We start from the raw sequence: 19316 nt of genomic DNA, 5'->3' as shown, positions 1-19316 counted from the left end.
CTCGGCAGCTTTGCGCGCGGCACGTTCGCGCCGGGCGGCCGCGGCGGCCTCGAGCGCGTCGGACGCGCCGCGCGCCACGTCGGCGACCAGGGCCCTGCGGGTCGTCTCGGTCTTCTTCGTCGCGTCGAGCCTCTCCAGGTTCTCGAGCTTCTTCAGGCCCTCCTCGATTCGCCGGTCGAGGTCCTCCTTGATCTTCCGCAGCTCCTCCTTGCGGGCTTCGGCCCGCCGGCGCTCCGCCTCGGCGGCATCCCGCTCCGCAGCGCTCCTGCGCTCGGTCTCTTGGCGCGCTGCCTCGGCGGCTGCCGCGTTGGCGCGCTCGACCGCCTCACTCCAGTCCATCTCGGCCTTCTTCAGCGCCTCGACGACGGCTCTGGCCTCGCGCGCGGTCCGGTCGGCCAGCACGGCGACCGAGGCATTCGCGCCATCCGACGGCTCATAGCCGGCCGCGCGATACGCCTCATCGATCCAGAAAGTAATGTAGGCCAGCGCTGCCTGGACGGCCGCGCTCAGGCGGTCGCGGAGGCCTGCCCGCGCCGGCGCGGGAGCATCCCCCGTCGCCAGGCCGGCGTAACGCGGTGCGGGGAGCTTGCTTGCTATATCCGGGCGATAGACGCCGGCCGCCTGCTCTTGCGAGCCCGTCGACCCGCCGGGATACGGGGCGTCCGCGCGTGCGGCGAACGTCTTCGCGCCGGCCATGACGAGGCCCACCACGAGGAGCCCGCGCAGCGGCGCCGACGCGCCTCTCGCGGCCATCGTCTTTCGCAGCCGGTCCCGCATGGACGTCGTTGCTCCCGTTCTCACGCTCTCTCGCGCGCGCCCTGCACCCTACCTCGGCACAGGTTAAGATACCGGCCTGCCACCGGGCAAACGACTTTGCGATCTTTCTTAAGGCGACCATATGGTTGCATATCGGGGCTCGCGCATTTTCCTCGGGGCGGCATTGGCAGACCGGCCCCGACACCCCATTTCAAGGAACGCCCCTTGTCATAGTTTTCACATCGACCCGATTTAAGGATTCCTCTTGAACCGCAGACCTCCTTTTTCAAGCTCCCCGACCATGCCCGAAGGCCACTCCGGACTCACCGCACTGCAACACGTCAACGGCAAGCCGCTCCGCCACACCGGGCCAGTGCGCAGTATCTGCGTCTATTGCGGCTCGGGGCTCGGGGAGAACCCGGCTTACGCGGCCGCCGCCCGGACGCTCGGCCAGGCACTGGCCGAGAACGGCATCCGGCTCATCTACGGCGGCGGCGGGCTCGGCCTGATGGGCGAGGTCGCACGCGCGACGCTCGAAGCGGGTGGCCAGGTGACCGGCATCATTCCGGAGTTCCTCATCGCTCGCGAGCACATGCTGCGCGAGGTCACCGATATTCTCGTGACGTCGGACATGCACCAGCGCAAAAAGCTGATGTTCGAGCGCTCCGACGCGTTCGTGGCGCTGCCGGGCGGCATCGGCACGCTCGAAGAGCTCGTCGAGCAACTGACGTGGGCGCAGCTCGGCCAGCACAGCAAGCCGATCGTCGTGGCCGATATCGCCCGTTTCTGGACGCCGTTCCTCGGGCTTCTCGAGCACATGCGCGACGAAGCCTTCATCCGGCGCGGGCTCGAGGTTCCGTTCAGCGTCGTCTCGGACGCAAGCCAGATCGTGCCGCGCGTGATCGCGCACTACGACGAGGCGGCGGTCGAGGTCGCGCCGGGGGCTCTCGCCAAGTTCTGAGGCCCGCCATGGCCCGCGGCCGGCTCCAAAGCTCCGGCCGCGGCGGGAATGGCCTCTCCGTCTCACGCCCGCCATCTTCCGATGGCTCCAATTCCCGAGGGTGGGGGTCAGATCAGGAGACGTTCCATGCCCTTTGCAGTCCTCGTCCTTCCGCTCCTCGTGCTCGCCGGCCCGCCCCATGCGGCGGCCGCGGGCGACGATCTCGCCGCTTACGTCCTCGCCGCACCCACGGCGGGGAGCCTGACGCTCGCCTTCGATGACAGGGGCTATGGCGACCGGGAGGAGGACGATCGCGACAACGTGGCGCCACCCGAAGATCGCGACGAGCGGTACGGCGACGACGACCAGGACGATTCCGCCCACGGGCCCGGCGACGATGACGACGGATGGGACCTCAACCCCTATGAACGCACGGAGCGCGCATGAGGCAACCGGTGTTTCAGGCAGAGATGCGGCGTAGGAGTTGGAACGTGCCCAATGTCATGCGTGCGGGAGCGGCGCTTCTGGCGCTCTCCCTGGCGCCGCTCGCCCCGGCCTTCGCCGGGCACGCCACGCATCACCGGACCTATGAGCAGCCCCGGACCTACGAGACGTACACGGGCGCGCGCTCCTATGCCAAGGCGCGGGCGCGCAAGGTGTGCCGTCAGGAACGCGATTACCGGACGCTGGAAAACAAGCGCTTGGCGCGACATGGAATCGACCGCCCGCCGCCCCCGAGCTATGCGTCTGCCTGGAGTAGGTGCACGACGGCCTGGGCATATTGAGCGCTGTCGTTCCCGAGCCGCAGGAGCTCAGTCCTTGGCGCGCTCGACGTAGGAGCCGTCGGCCGTCATGACGACGACGCGCGTGCCGCTCTCGATGTGCGGCGGCACCATGATGCGCGCGCCGTTCGACAGCTTGGCGGGCTTGTAGGACGAGGAGGCCGTCTGCCCCTTCACGACGGGATCGGCCTCGACGATGTCGAACGTAACGCGGGCCGGCAGCTCGATGGCGATGGGATTGCCTTCGAACAGCGAGACGTTGCAGGTCATGCCTTCCTGCAGCCAGATCGACTGATCGCCGATCACGTCCTTCGAGATCAGGATCTGATCGTAGGTCTCGGGGTGCATGAAGTTGAAGCCCATGTCGTCCTCGTAGAGATAGTTGAAGTCCTTCTCCTCGAGGTAGGCGCGCTCGACCTGGTCCGTCGTGCGGTAGCGCTCCGTGACTTTCACGCCGTCGGAGATGCGGCGCATCTCGAGATGGGTGACGGGCGTGCCCTTGCCGGGGTGGATGTTCTCGGCCGAGATGACGACGGCCAGCTTGCCGTCGAGATCGAGAACGTTGCCTTTGCGTACCGAGCTGGCGATCACCTTGACCACGGTCTTCTCCCATCGATTCCGATCGTGCCCGACGGCAACCGGTGCGGCCACCTCGCTGTTCAGTCCTTCCGGGCAGGAAATATGGGGGCTCTCATACTCTGGATCGCATGGAAGGCCAAGGGCCGAGATGTGTTTATGGCGGGATGGCTCCCGGCGGCGGATGGCCCGGAAACGACTTCGGTTTCCAGGCCCGGGCCCAGGTCATGACCTAGCCGAACGCGCCCGCTACGCCTTGCCACAGGCGCCGTGCGCCGTATCCCAGCAGAATGCCGATTGTCAGCACCACCACCTGCAAACCGATCTGCCGCACCGGACCCACCGCGTTGAACTGGTTCTGGAGCGCCTCCGCGGCCTCCATCTGCTGCTGAAGCAGGATGAAGAAGTCGAGCGCGAACAAACCCGCGGTGACCACCATGAACATCAGCAGCGCGGTCAGAAACCCCTTGTGAAGCACGCCCTTCCACATCCAGCCGGCGCTGGCGCCGAGCGCGATCATGATGGGACCGATCAGCACCATTCCGAGCACACTGATGCCGACCGTCAGGCATTGCCCGAAATCGGCGATCTGCCCCTGCTGGCCGAAGAGCGCGCACACGCTGCCCATGCCGAAGCCGGTGAGCCAGCTCACGATCTCCACAAGGATGAACAACACTAGCGCCGTGACGAACGCGGTGGCGAGAAGATTCGGGCCTTCGCCCGCCGGCGCGGCCGTCCCGGTGGCGGCCACTTTCCTGCGCGCGAACAAGCGGCGCGAAAGATCGAACACCGGCACGGTCAGCACGTAGACGATGTTCTTCACCGCATCGATGGCACTTCCGAGATTGCCATCCTTGGGCAACGTCCCCAGCACGATGGCGGCAACGACCGCAAACGAAACAGTGATGACGGCTGCGATCAGCGTCGGCGTATCGAGCGTCGCCGTATCGGCCTCGGCAATGGCGGTCATGTGACTCCCCTCCGGCTGTGCCCCCTCTTCTAAGGTTAATCCGGCGCGGAGCGCTCCGACAAGGGAGCGCGGCGCCCCGCCCACCGGTACGATGCGCGCCGAATGTGGTAAGGACGCCTCTCCCGTTCATCCCCAAGGATGCGCCGCCCATGCCCTCTCCCTCCCCGTGGTGGGACAAGGACCGCCACCGGGATCGCCGGCCGGGCCTCCTCTTGCGCAACCGCATCAAGGCCCGGATCCGGAGCTGGCTCTCGGATGAGGGCTTCGTCGAGATCGACACCGGCGCGTTGCAGGTCTCTCCCGGCAACGAAACGCACCTGCATGCGTTCGCCACCGAGCTGGTCGGCACCGCGCTCGACCGGCACCGGCTCTATCTCAACACCTCGCCCGAGTTCGCGATGAAGAAGCTGCTCGCCGCGGGCGAGGAGAAGATCTTCACCTTCGCCCCCGTCTTCCGGAACCGCGAGCGCGGCGCGCTGCATGCGCCCGAATTCACCATGCTCGAGTGGTACCGGGCCGGCGCCGACTACACGGCGCTGTGGGAGGATTGCGCGACGATGCTCCGTCTCGCAGGCGAGATCGCCGGGCGGACACGCTGGTCGTTCCGGGGCCGCAGCGCCGACATCGGCGCCGCGTTCGAGCGCCTCACGCTCGACGAGGCATTCCGAAGCCATGCCGGCTTCGGTCTCATCGACACGTGCTCGGCCGGAGGACAGGATCGGGATCGGCTCGCGGCCCGCGCCAAGGCTGCCGGCATCCGCATCGCTGCCGACGACACCTGGTCGGATCTCTTCTCGCGCGTGCTGGTCGAGAAGATCGAGCCACATCTCGGCGATCCACGGCCGACGCTCCTTTACGAATATCCGGCACCGGAAGCGGCCTTGGCGCGCTCGGTTCCCGGGCGGCCTGACGTGGCGGAACGGTTCGAGCTCTACGTGGCGGGTGTCGAGCTCGCCAACGGCTTCGGCGAGCTCACCGACGCGGCGGAGCAGCGCCAGCGCCTCGTCCACGAGATGGACGAGAAGGCGCGTCTCTACGGCGAACGCTATCCGCTCGACGAGGATTTCCTGTCCGCGCTCGCAGAGATGCCTGCCGCGTCGGGGTGCGCGCTCGGCTTCGATCGCCTGGTCATGCTCGCGGCCGGAGCGAGCCGCGTCGACCAAGTCATCTGGACACCGCTCGCCTGAGCATCGTGAAAAGCCTTGTCCAAGACCGAGGACCTTCGATGGAATTGCAGCCCATGTGCGGCTCTCTACCTGCGACGGATCAGCGATCAGTTTGTGAATGGATTGGACCGATCAGCGCCGAGTGAAGCTCTGTCACACGCATGAAACATACCTCGATGTACGTCTCACGTCATGACGAGCCACCCACGAATCGACATGTTGCGCGCCAAACCGCATCTGCGGTATCGGACCCTCTTCATTTCCGATGTACACCTCGGCACCCGCACCTCGCAGGCGCAGGCGCTCCTGGAATTTCTTCGGACACATGATGCGGACACCATCTATCTCGTCGGCGACATCATTGATTTCTGGCGCGTTCGTCGCGGCGCGCATTGGCCGCAGTCTCACAACGACGTTTTGCAAAAACTCCTCAAGCGCGTCCGAAAGGGTGCTCGTCTGTGCTTCATCCCCGGCAATCACGACGAGGGCATTCGCCACTTTGCCGGCATGCATTTTGGCGGCATCGAGATTCACAAGCAGACGGTCCATGAAACCGCGACGGGAAAGCGCTATGTCGTCATGCATGGCGACGAGCTGGACATCGTCGTGCGCACTGCAAAGTGGCTCGCCATTCTCGGAGACCACGGCTACGAATTCGCCTTGTGGCTGAACAATCCCTTGAATTGGATCCGGCGACACCTGGGCTTCGGCTTCTGGTCACTGTCAGCCTATCTCAAGAACCGCGTCAAGCACGCGGTCAGCTTCATCGGCGCCTATGAAGACGCCGTAGCGGCCGAAGCGAGGAAACTGGATGCCGACGGGGTTATCTGCGGCCACATCCACCACGCTGCCGATCGCCACATCGCGGACATTCACTATCTCAACTGCGGCGATTGGGTTGAAAGCTGCACCGCCGTCGTCGAACGCTTCGACGGCAGCTTCCAGCTCATTCGCTGGTCGGCAGACGTCGCAATCGAGCCCGCTCACGAGCTTGCGGTATCGGTCTCCGACGCGGTCCCTTCACAACAAATTTCTGGATGACGCAATGGCAATTACCGAAACACTCTCGACTTCCAAGAACTCCGCATTGTTGCGGCGTGCAGTGCACCGGAACACGGCCCTGAGTTTCGCCGGTCTCCACGAGCGCGCCTTCACGTATGCCTTTAGCAAGATGGTCTACCCGCAGATTTGGGAAGATCCTGCGGTGGACCTTGAAGCTCTGGCGCTCCGGCCCGATAGCCGCATCGTTACGATAGCCTCCGGCGGCTGCAACGTGCTGAGCTACCTGACGGCGAGCCCGGCCGAAATCGTTGCCGTCGATCTCAACGCGACGCATCTCGCGCTCCTGGAGCTAAAGCTCGTCGCGGCGCAGCATCTCTCCGACTTCGACGATTTCTCACGCCTCTTCAGGGACGGCAAAGGCCGTCGCAATATCTACGTATATGACACCCTGTTGCGTGCTCATCTCAGCTCAGCGGCTCGCGCGTATTGGGATGGCAGAGACGAGCTCGGACGTCGCCGCATCTCCAGGTTCAGTCGCGGCTTCTATCGCTACGGTCTGCTCGGCCGCTTCATCGGCTTGGCTCATATCCTGGCGCGCATGCAGGGGCGTGACCCGAGGCGTTTACTGACTGCCAGCAGCCTGGATGAGCAGCGGCGGATATTTGAAAGCGAGCTCGCGCCGCTGTTTGACCGGCTGGTCTTGAAGCGGCTGCTCAACAGTCCGGCATCGCTCTTCGGACTCGGCATTCCGCCTGCCCAGTACGACGAGCTCTGCGGCGAGAGTGGACGAGCCTCGGATGTGGTCAGGCAGCGCTTGAGACGCTTGGCCTGCGGGTTCGAGCTGTCATCCAACTACTTCGCATGGCAGGCGTTCAACCGGGGTTATGCACCTCACGAGACCGGCCCGGTTCCCCCTTACCTCGATCCGCGCCACTACGAGACGCTTGGCAGGAACGCACCCCGCGTCCGCGCGGTGCAAATGAACTTCATCGAATTCCTGCGCAATCATCCCGACAGCAGCTTAGATCGATACGTCTTGCTCGATGCGCAGGATTGGATGTCGGAGAGCGATCTCGAGCGTCTCTGGCGGGAGATCTGCCGAACGGCGCGGCCGGATGCACGCGTCATCTTCAGGACCGCTGCCGCCGCATCACCCTTGCCTTCTCGAGTTCCATCGGAGGTTCTCGCGCAGTGGACATATCGGCACGACCAATCCGGAGACTTACACGCACGCGACCGCTCTGCCATCTACGGCGGCTTCCATCTCTACGTCTTGAACAGCTCGCATTGACAGCATGACGATTGAAAGCGCCGCCCAGAAAATGGATCGCATCTACCGCTATCAGCGCGGCATCTACGATCTCACTCGCCGATATTATCTGTTGGGCCGCGCGACGCTGATTGCTGATTTAGCCCCGCCCCCAACCGGCACCATACTGGAAGTCGGCTGTGGCACCGCATCGAACCTCATTGCAGCCGCGCGAGCTTACCCCGGCGCAAGACTTTACGGGCTCGACGTTTCCACCGAGATGCTCGCCACGGCCAAACAGGCTGTAGCTCGGAGATCGTTAGAGAATAGAATACATTTGGCGTCCGCGGATGCCACGACATTCGACGGACAATCGGTTTTCAACGTTGGGGCATTCGATCGCATTTTCGCGTCGTACATGTTGTCGATGGTACCTCAATGGCCGCGCGTGATCGATGCCATGATACGAAATCTCGCCGACGGCGGGTCGATACACATCGTCGATTTCGGCGATTGCGAGCGTCTGCCGACATGGTTCCGGAAGACCCTCTATCGCTGGCTCGGTGCTTTTCATGTGACACCGCGGCAGGACCTCCACGAGCAGCTCAAGGATTATGCGGGTCAGCATCGACTGGAATTGACGCATACGCCTCTCTGGCGCGGATACGCGCACTACGCCGTTCTTTCACGCGGCGATTGTTGAGCTTTGGTGGGCTGGTCCACCTTCTGGCTCAAATTGACCAAACCTAGATGTCGCCTTTTGCATTAAGCTGCATGACAGCATAGGCCCGACGGTCGCGCCTGTAGCGGCGCCGCAGATGACGACTGTCGCTGCAAGTGGGAGCGGCCAGGCCGCCGACCTGTGGACACGCGTCGCGTAAGGAGGCAATTAGACAAATGCGCCTCACTCAAGATGGGGAGCAGGAGATGACCATGAGCGAGATGCATTCCGGCGGATGCCAATGCGGCGCGGTGAGGTTCCGCGTCGAGGGGCCGCTCGGCGACGCGTCCGTCTGCCACTGCCGCATGTGCCAGAAAGCCTTCGGCAGCTTCTATGCGCCGCTCGTCTCGGTGCACGGGTCGAGGCTCGCCTGGACGCGGGGGGCGCCTAGCAAATTCCAGTCGTCCAATGCGGTATCGCGCGGCTTCTGCGCGCGGTGCGGCACGCCGCTCACCTACGAGGCGCCGGACGGTGTTGCGATCGCGATCGGCGCGTTCGACCGCCCGCAGGAGATCGCGCCCAGGATCCAATGGGGCATCGAAGGCAAGCTGCCGTACGTGGACCGCGTCCACGAGCTGCCTGGAGCGGACACGCTTTCGGATCCGGTCGCCGCGCCTTTCCTGGCCGGTCTCGTCTCCTACCAGCATCCGGACCACGACACGGATACCTGGCCGCCCCAATGACGCATCTGCGCCAGACGCTTCGAACGGCGGCGGACCTCGTCGATGCGGGGCTGGTCGCGCGGGAGGCCGAGACGGACGTGGCGCGGGTCGCCCAGCGCTACGCGGTGGCCGTCACGCCCGCCATGGCGGAGCTGATCGACACGAAGGATGCCGCAGACCCCATCGCGCGCCAGTTCGTGCCCGACAGACGCGAGCTCGACCGGTCGCCCGACGAGCGGGCCGATCCGATCGGGGACCATGTCAAGAGCCCGGTCAGGGGCATCGTGCACCGCTATGCGGACCGCGTGCTGCTCAAGATCGTCGGCGTGTGCCCGATCTATTGCCGCTTCTGCTTCCGGCGCGAGATGGTGGGGCCGGCGGCGGAAGCCAATCTCACCGCACCTGAAATCGAAGCGGCGCTCGACTACATCCGGGCGCATCCCGCGATCTGGGAGGTGATCCTGACCGGCGGCGATCCGTTCGTGATGAGCCCGCGGCGCATGGACGAGATCACCCGCGCGCTCGGCGCGATCGCGCACGTGAAGATCATCCGCTGGCATACGCGCGTGCCGGTGGTGGCGCCCGAGCGGGTGACGGCCGATCTCGTCGCCGCGCTCTCCTCGTCGCGGAAGACGGTCTACGTGGCACTGCACGCCAACCATCCGCGCGAGCTGACGGCGGCGGCGCGCGGCGCCATCGGCCGCATCGTCGACGCGGGCATTCCCGTCGTCAGCCAGACGGTGCTGCTCCGCGGCGTCAACGACAGTGTGGAGACGCTCGCGGCGCTGATGCGCGCGTTCGTGGAAGCACGCGTGACGCCCTACTATCTCCATCACGGCGACCTCGCGCCGGGCACGGCGCATTTCCGCACGACGCTGGCCGAGGGACAGGCGCTGATGCATGCGCTGCGCCAGCGCGTGTCGGGCCTCGCGATGCCAACCTACGTGCTCGACATCCCGGGCGGGCACGGCAAGGTGCCGATCGGGCCGGTCTATCTCGACGGCGATGTCGTCGCCGATCCGCAGGGCACCCTGCATCGCATCGACGGCGCCTGCGCGCCTTAGGTCGACGCCCCCCGGCCCGCCATGGCGGGACCCCCAGCGCTATATTATTTCCGCTATCACGGTCTCCGAAAAACGCTCTATCACTTTGATATTTATGTCTATTTTATCATCTCTTTATTCTCAACAAGATGGTTGATTGTCTGTCGGCCCGGTGTCAGAGTGTCGCATCGGAAAAGACAGAAGCCAGTGCCCCCGGAAGAAGGGACGACGGCCGCACAACCACAGCGAGGGAGGACGCATTCCATGAACGAGCAGCTCAAACCCGACGTGTTCCACGGTGCCTGTCCGCACGACTGCCCGGACACCTGCTCCATGGATTATCTCGTGAGGGACGGCCGGCTCGTCGAGGTGCGCGGCAAGAGATCCCATCCCATGACGCGCGGCGGCCTCTGCGTGAAGCTCAAGGATTTTCACGACCACCACGCCAACCCGGACCGGCTGCTCTATCCGCTGCGCCGCGCGGGGCCCAAGGGCTCGAAACGCTTCGAGCGCATCACCTGGGACGAGGCCATCGCGGAGATCGGACAGCGCTGGCGCGAGATCATCGCCACCTACGGCAGCCAGTCCATCATGCCCTACAGCTACCTCGGCAACATGGGCCTCGTGCAGGGCATCAACTCGGGCGATCCGTTCTTCAACCGGCTCGGCACGACGGTCAACGAGAAGACCTTCTGCGCGTCCGGCTCCTCGACCGCCTGGCTGCTCACCGTCGGGCCGACCGGCGCGGTCGATCCCGAGAGCTTCGTCCATTCCCGCTACATCGTGATCTGGGCGTGCAACTCGATCTCGACCAACCTGCATCACTGGCCGTTCGTGCTCGAGGCGCAGCGGCGCGGCGCCAAGCTCGTCGTCATCGATTCCTACAGGTCCCGCACGGCCAAGGCCGCCGACTGGCATATCTGTCCGAGGCCCGGCACGGACGGCGCGCTCGCCATGGGCTTCGTCAACGCCATCATCCAGCAGGGTCTCGTCGATCAGGAGTGGGTGGACCGGCACACCTACGGCTATCCCGAGCTCAAGGAGCGCGCGGCGGAGTTCACGCCCGAGTACGTGGCGAAGGTCACCGGCGTCAGCGCGGCCGACATCCAGACGTTCGCCCGCGAGTTCGCGACCGCGCAGCCCTCGGTGATCCGCCTCGGCGTCGCGCTCGAGCGTCATGCCGGCGGCGGCCAGGCGATCCGCGCCGCCTGCGCGCTGCCGGCCCTCGTCGGCTCGTGGCGCCATGTCGGCGGTGGGCTCCTGCAGATGCCGATCTGGGACTTCCCCGTCGACTGGGCCAAGGTCTCGCGGCCGGACTGGATCAGGCCCGGCACGCGCGTCATCAACAATCTCCGCCTCGGCGCGGCGCTCACCGGGGAGATGGATCTCGACCCGCCGATCAAGAGCCTGTTCGTGTTCTGCACCAACCCCGTGATCCAGGCGCCGGAGACGAACAAGATCGTGAGGGGGCTCGAGCGCGAGGACCTGTTCACGGTCGTCGCGGAGCACTTCCTCACCGATACGGCGAAGTATGCCGACATCGTCCTGCCCGCGGCGATGGCGGGCGAGGCCGAGGACATGATGTGGAGCTGGGGGCACCTCTACTTCACGTACAATCAGAAGGCCATCGATCCGCCGGGCGAGTGCCTGCCGACGTCCGAGATGTGGCGCCGCCTCGCCCGCGAGATGGGCTTCGACGATCCCGTCTTCAAAATGTCCGACAGTGAGCTCGCCGCCTATTACATCAACTGGGACGATCCCAAGATGGGCGGCATCGACATGGAGCACTTCCGGACGCACGGCTACTACAAGCTCGACGTCGGCCCGCCGGACACGCGCACCCCGCATGCGGAGGGGAACTTTCCGACGCCCTCGGGCAAGGTCGAGTTCCTGCTTCACGATGCCAAGAACTTCGTCGCCGGCCCCTTCCGTTGCATGTACGAGGGCGACCAGGACGGCTCGCCCGTCGATCCGCTTCCCGGCTACATCCCGAACCGCGAGGCGCCCGAGACGAACCCGGCGCGGGCGAAGCTCTACTCGCTCAACATCATCTCGCCCAAGAGCCACGGGTTCCTGAACTCCTGCTACGCCAACGAGCCGCACAAGATCAGAGGCCAGGGCGAACAGTTCGTGCTCATCTCTCCCGCCGACGCGGAGAAACGCTCGATCCGCGAAGGCGATCCCGTGCGCGTCTACAACGACCGCGGCGACTTCGAGGGCGTGGCCAAGGTCACCGGCGACGTGAACCCCGGCATCGTGGTGGCGACGCTCGGCTACTGGCGCTCGCTCAACCGCTCGGACGGGTCGGTCAACGCGATCTCGTCGCAGGAGTGGGGCGGGCTCGGACGCTGCCCCTCGTTCTCGGACAACCTGGTCGAGGTCGTGCGCGTCAACTGACCCGCACCGCCGGCCATGGCCTCCCCGCAAGGGACAGCCGGCATTCTATCTCTTCGCAAACAGGCCATCGACCGAAGCGCGCCGTTGCGCTTCGGTCTGCAACGCTCCCATCCCGAGAGGGCGACATGGCAGCTTTCACGACGGAATCCGTGCTCTCGGTCAAGCACTGGACCGACACGGTCTTCAGCTTCACGGCCACGCGCAGCCCGAGCCTGCGGTTCGAGAGCGGGCAGTTCGTCATGATCGGGCTCGAGGTCGAAGGCCGTCCGCTCACGCGCGCCTACAGCATCGCGAGCGCCATCTACGACGACTATCTCGAATTCTTCAGCATCAAGGTGCCGGACGGGCCGCTCACCTCGCGTCTGCAGCACATCCGCACAGGCGACCAGATCCTCGTCGGCCGCAAGCCCACCGGAACGCTCGTCATCCACAATCTGAAACCGGGGCGCGTCCTCTATCTGCTCGGCACGGGGACGGGCCTTGCGCCGTTCATGAGCCTGATCCGCGACCCGGAGCTCTACGAGCGCTTCGAGAAGGTCGTGCTCGCGCACGGCTGCCGGCGCGTCTCGGAGCTCGCCTACGGCGACCGCATCATGCTCGAGCTGCCCAAGGACGAGTACCTCGGCGACGCGATCCGCGAAAAGCTCGTCTACAGCCCGACGGTGACGCGCGAGCCGTTCAAGGTCACGGGGCGCATCACGGACCTCATCGAGTCCGATACCTTCTACGACACCCTCACCCTCCCGCCGCTCGACGCCGAGCACGACCGCGTCATGATCTGCGGCGGGCCGGACATGCTCCGCGACCTCAAGGAGTTCTATCTCGCCAGGGGCTTCACCGAAGGCAGCCTCGGCGAGCCCGGCGAGTTCGTGATCGAGAAGGCGTTCGTCGAGAAATAACGCCGCGCATGCGCGGCGATCTCCCTATCCGCCCGTTTGGGACGCTGGCTTGCGTCCCCAGAGGCGGAAGGGGCGCGGCTCGTCCGGAAAGTACTTTCGGAACAGCGCGACGGTCGCCGGCAGGATGACGAGCTGGCCGACGAGCGAGGCGAAGAGGCAGATGGCCGCCAGCTCGCCGAAGAGGCGCAGCGAAGGCAGGTCCGACAGCATCGTCACGCCGAGGCCGAGCGCCAGCACGATGGTCGTCAGAATGACGGCCGGGCCGATGTGGTGCGCGGTCAGCGTCAGCGCTTCGCGCGCGGGGTCTCGAGCGGGGCGGTCCTCCTCGTCGTCCACGCCGAAGCGATCGGCAAGCCCCTCGTCCGCATCGCCGGTGTCATCCGTCGCCCGCGCGGCGATGCGCTGCTCCTCGAGGCGGAAGCGGTTCAGGAAGTGGATGGTGGAATCGATCGCGAGCGAGAACGCGACCGTGATGGCGACAATGGAGGCAAACTGCAGGCCCTGGCCGGTGTGGAAGAGGAGCGCGCCGGTGGCGAAGATCGGGAACAACGACGGCAGGATGCTCGCCACGCCGACCATGACCGAGCGCAGTGCGAATCCCAGGAAGATGAAGACCAGGAAGATGTCGCCGACCAGTCCCCAGGTCAGCTCGTGGATGAGGGTGGCGGAGTTGCGGGCGGCAATGGCCGGCAAGCCGGTGACCGAGATCTCGTAGCCGGGGTGCGCCGCCCTGACCTTGTCGAGCGCGCGGTCGATCGCCTCGACAACGGGCAGGATCTCGCTGGCATCGACGTCCGGCAGGCGCGCCGTGACGAGCACCGCGGTCTCGTCGTCGGTGATGAAGCGGTGCCGCAAGTGCTCGGGCAGGATCTTCACGTAGCGGCGGATGTTGGGAATGCTCGGATCGCCGGCCGCCGCGAGCCAGCGCCGCAGGCTCTCCATCGACCACACGTTGCCGAGGCCGGCCTGCCGTTCGAGGATGTCGTGGGCTTCGGCGATGACGGCGAGGGTGCGCTCCTCGTAGAGCCGGATCGGCGGCGCGCCGCCGGGGCTTGGCGCCGCCTTCCATTCGATCATCACGTGCACGGGATTGGCGCCGGTCAGCTTGCGGTCGAGGCTGCCGGTGGCCGACAGCGCCTGCTCCCGGTCCGGGACCTGGTCGGCGAGGCGATACATCGGCTTCAGGCTGAAGAACGCGTGCCCGGTTGCAACGACCACCGCGAGGCCGAGCACGACGAACGCGAGCGGGTAGGTGCCGACGAACGAGACCACGCGATCGGTGAAGCGCTGCAGGACGCCGACGCCCCCCTCCTCACGCTCGTGCGGGTCGACGGCGGCCGCGGGCTCACGGCGCACGAACAGCGCGGCGAGCGTCGGCACGACGACGGCGACAGCGGTGTAGGAGATAAACACGGCCATCAGCGCCGCAAGGCCGAAGGTGCGGATCAGCGCGGATTCGGCGAACGCGAAGGAGACGAGCGCGATGGCCTGGTTCATGGCCGTCAGCAGGCAGGCGGGCGCCACGTCGCGCACCGCGTTGCGCGCCGCCTCGATGCGGTCGGCACCGGCCAGGATGTCGCGGCGGATCGCAAAAACGAGGTGCATCGAGTCCGAGAAGCCGGACACCAGGATCAGCGGCGTGATGACGTTGATGAAGAGGTTCAGGCGGAAGTCGAGCCCGCCGAGCACGCCCAAGGTCCACAGGATGGCGATGCTCGGGCCGAGCACGGCGATGAGCGTCAGCGACAGGCGGCGGAAGAACAGATAGGCGATCGCGAACCCGACGACGAAGCCCAGACCGTTGTAGACGAGCCGGTCGCGCTCCACCGCGTTGCGGACCTCGAGCTGCATGACGGGGGCGCCGGTCAGCCGGGCCGTCAGCCCGGACCCTTCGAGCGATTGGTCGGCGACCTGCCGGATCTCGCCGATCACGGCCTTGGCCGAGCGCTCCTCGACAATGGCACGGTCGAGCGCGATGACGATCAACGCGAGGTCGCCCTCCTCGGACAGGAACTTGCCCTTGACGATGTCGTTCTGCGTCAGGGCGTGGATCATGTCGGCGTAGGCCGCATTGTCCTCGGGTAGCTCGTCGGGAACGACGGGGGGCGCGTAGCCGTTGGCGTCCGGGACACCGCGCGCCGAAAGCATCGACACCAGTCCGGCGACGCCGTCGGTGAGCTGCAGTTCGATGACGGCGTTGCGGAACGCCTCGAGGCGCTCGCGCGCGAGGAGCGCGCTCCCCTCCACGACCACCAGCACGTCGTACTCGCTCGACGGGAAGCGGCGGTCGATCTCCTCGTACTGGCGGAACTCGGCGGTGTCGGTCCGGAACAGTTCGGACAGGCTGTCGTCCACGCGCAGCCTCGAGACGCCGACGACCGCCAGCACGGTCAGCATGGCGATCACTGCAGCGGCGATCCAGGGTGCCTTGAGCGCCACCAGGCCCAGGCGATCGAGCCCAAGCGAGAAGAGAAACGACCGGCGCGGCGTGTCGGATGTAGCCATGCGTCATTCCGGCCGTGCTGCCGGACGTCCCCGTTATCGGTCCCGCACATCAGATAACGCCACGCCGCCACGACCGTTCGAACGGACCGGAACAGCCGGTCCAGGCGAAGCGCTCCTCACGGCAAACGGAATCGCCCATACGAACGGTGGCACCGGCCCATTTCGCGCGCAAGGGCCGGGCTGCGGCGTCCGCAACGCAATTCCACGGGACCGTTGCGGCCCGGCGCCGCCGCGCCTACCCTGGCCGCGATCCTCAGATCCGGGACAGGACCCGCACATGCCAGATGCCGTGCCCAATCCGGCGGCCCTATCGCTCGACGTGGTCGCCTTCAAATGTCCGCTGCCGGTGCTCAAGGCCCGTAAGGCGCTAGCCGGCCTCGCGCCCGGTGCTCTGCTTGAGGTGCTGGCGAGCGATCCCGGCGCGGCGGAGGACTTCGCCGCCTTCTGCCGGGCCAGCGGACATCGCCTGGTCGGGCAAAGCGCCGCATCCGGCGTGCAGCGGTTTCTGATCCAGAAAGGGGCGGAGGGCGACTGACGCCGCTACGCGCGCGGTCGTCAACGCGTGGCCTTGACACGACCGGAGGCCACCTCGCATAAGAGGCTCCCTGCCCGGCCTCCGTGCCGGGCATGCGCCTGCGTTGTTTCGAAGCCATTCGAATCCGCAGCCGTCCCGGGCGGTTAGCTCAGCGGGAGAGCACACGCTTCACACGCGTGGGGTCACTGGTTCAATCCCAGTACCGCCCACCATGCACTTCGTTCAGATGAAAATTTCCATTTCTTTTCAATTACTTAACTCAAAATTAGGTGCCCGCATTTTTGATCAGCCTGCGGACTACAATACTTTTTGTTCTTCAACCACTTAGCGCGACAAAGCACCATCCATATCGATGTCCGCATAGCGGTAAAAAGCGGTCGTCTGGAACTCACCGATGACCGGCCCCTGTTTGGTCGACGGCAAGGGTTCGCTAAGCTTTAGCACTGCGCTAGGCGCTGTTTCGCCCGGCTTCCAGCACGCGGAAATGGTCGCGTTTGCCGAGCCACGTCATGAGGGCGAGCGCCGGCAACGCGGCGAGCGCCGTAGTGACGAAGAAAGCCGGCCACCCGAGCATTTGCGCCGCAAAGCCGGTGCCGGACGAGAAGAGCGTGCGCCCCGTCGACGCAAATGCCGTGAGTAGCGCGTACTGCGTCGCCGTATGGAGGGGATTGCGGCAGAGAGCCGAGAGATAGGCGACGAAAATCACCGTTCCGATCGCACCGGCGAAATTCTCGACCACGATCGCAACCGTCAACGACCAGAGGTTCGTCGCCTGCGTTCCAAGCCACACGAATACGAGATTGGACAGCATCTGGACGATCGCGGCGATCCAGAGAGAGGTGTGCAAAGACAACGCTCGTGCTACCGCGCCGCCGGCAAATCCGCCGACCAGAAGCGCGGCGAGCCCGACGCCTTTGACGATCGTGGCATATTCGGCCTTGGTGTATCCGAGCGAGAGCACGAAGGGCGCAGTCATGGCGCCGGCTAGCGCATCGCAAAGCTTGAAGAGCACGACGAAGACAAGAATGGCGAGGGCCGCGTCGCGTCTGAAGAACTCGACGAAGGCGCCCTTCGCGGTGTCGAAGAAACGCCTGAGCGGCTCGGCCCGGACGGCCGCGGTCTCGGCACTCGTATCGCCACTGGCGCTACTTGCCGGCTCGCGCGCCATGAGCGTGGCCGCGAGGCCGACGAGCACGAGCAGGGCCGCCACGGCATAGGCGATCGGCCAGATCGCCTCTTTGCCGAGACCCCGCGACTCGAGCCATGCCGAAAAGCCGATCACACCCGCGCCAGAGGCCAGCATGCCCACACGGTAGGCGGCAACGTAGCTCGCCATGCCGGCAGCCTGCTCGTCGGCGGGCAGGCTCTGGATGCGGAATGCGTCGATGACGATGTCCTGCGTCGCGGACACGAAGGCGACAAAGAGCGCGGCAAGCCCGACCATCAGCGGCGCCGACAGTGGGTCGCGCGTGCCGAGAAACACGATCGTACCCATCAGCAGCAATTGGGAGCCGACCAGCCAGCCGCGCCGCCGCCCGAGCCGACGCGAGAGATAGGGAACGTCCCAGGCATCGACGACGGGCGCCCAGAGGAATTTCAAGGTGTAGGGCAGGCCTGCCAGCGTGAGCAGCCCAATGGTGCCAAGGTCGACGCCGCGGTCGGCCATCCACACTCGCAGCGTCTCGCCCGAGAGCGCGAGTGGCAGCCCCGATGAAAAACCCAAGAGGAGGACGATCAGGACGCCGGGGCGAAGATAGACGGAAAGGCCGGCCAGCAGGTTTTTGTCGGTCAGCGTGGGCGCATTCATCGGCAGTGGCTGTTCTTACCAAATACGCACTGAACGATAGACCTCCGGAACTCCTGCCAGGGCTCCAAATTCGCGGGCCTCTCGGGATAGACTCTGTTCGAGAGTAAGACGATCGCCTTCCTGGCGGTGAGGCTGCCTACCATGAAGCATCCGGTAAAGCCACCTTTGGCAAGGATGCTTCCGCAGACGGCGCCGTCGAGCGCTTGATGCGTGGGCCCGTCGCCCCATGCGAGCGCGCTGCGAAAGGGCTTTCCGGGATAGTAGTCGTGCGTCATGAGCTCGATCGCGCGAGCACTGAGGAACGTGCCCCCATCGATGCGCCCTCCGTTAAAGACCATCTCTACCCAGCTCAGGATGTCGGGAACGGTCGAAAAGAGACCCGCCAGGCCTGACTGGATGCCGGACGCGTATGCGACATCCGCCTTCTCATCGTTTGGAATGCCCCAGAGCAGCGTTCCATTGGGGCGGTAGCCCGAGGGAACGATGCGATCTTTGTCCAGCAACGCGGGATCGAGCGTGCTGTCGCGCATGCCGAGCGGCAGGAAGATCCGCCGCTCGGCGAGCGTATCGAGGTCGGCGCCGGCGATCCGCCGTATCAGCTCGCCCAGCAGCATGGCGGTCGCGTCTGTATAGAGATAGGTCTCACCCGGTGCGGCCTTGAGCGAGGCTCCGTAATAGATCTCGAGGAGCTCCGGAAACTTCCAAAGCGTCGTGTCTCCTTGCCAATCATCGATGTAGGGAGACGCGAGCTGAACCGTGTAGCTCATCAGGTGCTCGATCAGCACTCCGCCTTTGCCGTTTTGAGCGTACTCGGGAATGTATGTGCACACGGGCTCCAAAAGGCTGCACCGTCCCTCGTCGATCAGAAGGTGCATCAGCGTCGCGGTGACGACTGTCTTGGTGAGGGAGGCCACGTCATAGATGCTGCACTCGGAAATGGGCTTGTCGCTCTGATATGTCGGCGTTCCGAATGCGCAGACATCCTGACGACTATTGTCCAGCAGGCCCACGACACATCCAGGAAAAATCCTTTTCTTAATCGCCTGGCGTGCTAGTGCCGTTACCTGTTCGCTTATCATCGGCAGCAACCATCCGTGCAACCTCGCCGAGGCGTCAACTGACGCTCGTCTTTAGCTCGGCCCCACGCACACAAAAGCAGACATAAACGAGGCTGTCGCGGACATTTGCTGCCGTGGGCCCATCTGCATCGGCTACGGGATAGGCGGCAACTCGAAGAAGTGGCGGTTCGTCTGACCCTCCCCCTCAACGGGTACCCGAAATAATGTAGACTCCGTTCGTCACCCCA

17 protein-coding genes, 1 tRNA gene and 1 pseudogene are annotated in these 19316 nt (G+C 65.3%); 13 read left to right on the top strand and 6 right to left on the bottom strand.

Annotation, left to right across the window (positions count from 1 at the left end; translation table 11 throughout):
- Positions 1–777: pseudogene (locus V7082_RS14855) on the bottom strand (hypothetical protein); the annotation flags it as partial.
- 280 nt (positions 778–1057) lie between these two features.
- On the opposite strand from V7082_RS14855, the gene V7082_RS14850 reads away from it, so the two are divergent.
- From V7082_RS14850 to V7082_RS14840, 3 genes are all read left to right on the top strand, one after another.
- Positions 1058–1717, top strand: coding sequence for a TIGR00730 family Rossman fold protein (locus tag V7082_RS14850; RefSeq protein ID WP_442909799.1), 660 nt, complete (start codon positions 1058–1060; stop codon positions 1715–1717).
- 126 nt (positions 1718–1843) lie between these two features.
- On the top strand, positions 1844–2143 hold the full coding sequence (locus V7082_RS14845; protein WP_334149845.1) for a hypothetical protein: 300 nt from the start codon (positions 1844–1846) through the stop codon (positions 2141–2143).
- Between the two features lie 44 nt (positions 2144–2187).
- Complete coding sequence (locus V7082_RS14840; protein WP_334149843.1) at positions 2188–2481, top strand: hypothetical protein; 294 nt, start codon at positions 2188–2190, stop codon at positions 2479–2481.
- Positions 2482–2508: 27 nt separating this feature from the next.
- Here the strand turns inward: V7082_RS14840 and efp are convergent, their stop codons facing one another.
- On the bottom strand, positions 2509–3078 hold the full coding sequence (efp, locus tag V7082_RS14835; RefSeq protein WP_334149865.1) for an elongation factor P: 570 nt from the start codon (positions 3076–3078) through the stop codon (positions 2509–2511).
- Between the two features lie 208 nt (positions 3079–3286).
- Entirely contained in the window at positions 3287–4024 is a 738-nt protein-coding gene (locus V7082_RS14830) for a hypothetical protein (RefSeq protein WP_334149842.1), read from the bottom strand.
- Positions 4025–4173: 149 nt separating this feature from the next.
- On the opposite strand from V7082_RS14830, the gene epmA reads away from it, so the two are divergent.
- The 8 genes from epmA to V7082_RS14790 all read left to right on the top strand — a co-directional run bounded on the left by epmA (position 4174) and on the right by V7082_RS14790 (position 13163).
- The gene (epmA, locus tag V7082_RS14825; RefSeq protein ID WP_334149840.1) at positions 4174–5211 is read left to right on the top strand and encodes an EF-P lysine aminoacylase EpmA; all 1038 of its coding nucleotides are present in this window, start codon (positions 4174–4176) and stop codon (positions 5209–5211) included.
- 195 nt (positions 5212–5406) lie between these two features.
- Positions 5407–6231 (top strand): UDP-2,3-diacylglucosamine diphosphatase, encoded by an 825-nt coding sequence (locus tag V7082_RS14820; RefSeq protein ID WP_334149838.1) that lies wholly within the window; start codon positions 5407–5409, stop codon positions 6229–6231.
- A 4-nt stretch (positions 6232–6235) separates the two neighbouring features.
- Positions 6236–7483 (top strand): DUF3419 family protein, encoded by a 1248-nt coding sequence (locus V7082_RS14815; RefSeq protein ID WP_334149836.1) that lies wholly within the window; start codon positions 6236–6238, stop codon positions 7481–7483.
- A 4-nt stretch (positions 7484–7487) separates the two neighbouring features.
- A complete protein-coding gene (locus V7082_RS14810; protein ID WP_334149834.1) occupies positions 7488–8144 on the top strand; it encodes a class I SAM-dependent methyltransferase in 657 nt (218 codons plus the stop codon).
- A gap of 230 nt (positions 8145–8374) precedes the next feature.
- Positions 8375–8845 carry a GFA family protein gene (locus tag V7082_RS14805; protein ID WP_442909798.1) on the top strand — a complete coding sequence of 157 codons (471 nt, stop codon included), beginning with the start codon at positions 8375–8377 and terminating at the stop codon, positions 8843–8845.
- The gene (locus V7082_RS14800) at positions 8842–9888 is read left to right on the top strand and encodes a lysine-2,3-aminomutase-like protein (RefSeq protein WP_334149832.1); all 1047 of its coding nucleotides are present in this window, start codon (positions 8842–8844) and stop codon (positions 9886–9888) included. The genes V7082_RS14805 and V7082_RS14800 overlap by 4 nt, the downstream gene beginning before the upstream one ends.
- Positions 9889–10131: 243 nt before the next feature.
- Positions 10132–12264, top strand: coding sequence for a molybdopterin-containing oxidoreductase family protein (locus tag V7082_RS14795; protein WP_334149829.1), 2133 nt, complete (start codon positions 10132–10134; stop codon positions 12262–12264).
- Positions 12265–12389: 125 nt separating this feature from the next.
- Positions 12390–13163 carry a ferredoxin--NADP reductase gene (locus V7082_RS14790; RefSeq protein ID WP_334149827.1) on the top strand — a complete coding sequence of 258 codons (774 nt, stop codon included), beginning with the start codon at positions 12390–12392 and terminating at the stop codon, positions 13161–13163.
- Positions 13164–13187: 24 nt separating this feature from the next.
- Here V7082_RS14790 and V7082_RS14785 read toward each other — a convergent pair whose 3' ends face one another.
- Positions 13188–15668 carry an efflux RND transporter permease subunit gene (locus tag V7082_RS14785; protein WP_334149825.1) on the bottom strand — a complete coding sequence of 827 codons (2481 nt, stop codon included), beginning with the start codon at positions 15666–15668 and terminating at the stop codon, positions 13188–13190.
- Between the two features lie 277 nt (positions 15669–15945).
- Here V7082_RS14785 and V7082_RS14780 point away from each other — a divergent pair, with 277 nt between their 5' ends.
- Together V7082_RS14780 and V7082_RS14775 are read left to right on the top strand one after the other, a co-directional pair.
- Entirely contained in the window at positions 15946–16203 is a 258-nt protein-coding gene (locus tag V7082_RS14780) for a sulfurtransferase TusA family protein (RefSeq protein ID WP_334149823.1), read from the top strand.
- Positions 16204–16340: 137 nt separating this feature from the next.
- Positions 16341–16415 (top strand) — tRNA-Val (locus V7082_RS14775).
- 236 nt (positions 16416–16651) lie between these two features.
- On the opposite strand, the gene V7082_RS14770 is transcribed toward V7082_RS14775, so the two are convergent.
- Together V7082_RS14770 and V7082_RS14765 are read right to left on the bottom strand one after the other, a co-directional pair.
- Entirely contained in the window at positions 16652–18010 is a 1359-nt protein-coding gene (locus V7082_RS14770; protein WP_334149821.1) for an AmpG family muropeptide MFS transporter, read from the bottom strand.
- Positions 18007–19089, bottom strand: coding sequence for a serine hydrolase domain-containing protein (locus V7082_RS14765; RefSeq protein WP_334149819.1), 1083 nt, complete (start codon positions 19087–19089; stop codon positions 18007–18009). The genes V7082_RS14770 and V7082_RS14765 overlap by 4 nt, the downstream gene beginning before the upstream one ends.
- Positions 19090–19316: the final 227 nt, after the last annotated feature.

It is taken from the genome of Hyphomicrobium sp., assembly GCF_036833075.1.
Classification (GTDB): domain Bacteria; phylum Pseudomonadota; class Alphaproteobacteria; order Rhizobiales; family Hyphomicrobiaceae; genus Hyphomicrobium_C.
Note: the sequence above shows the minus strand (reverse complement) of the source record. Positions and strands in the feature narration are given on the sequence as shown.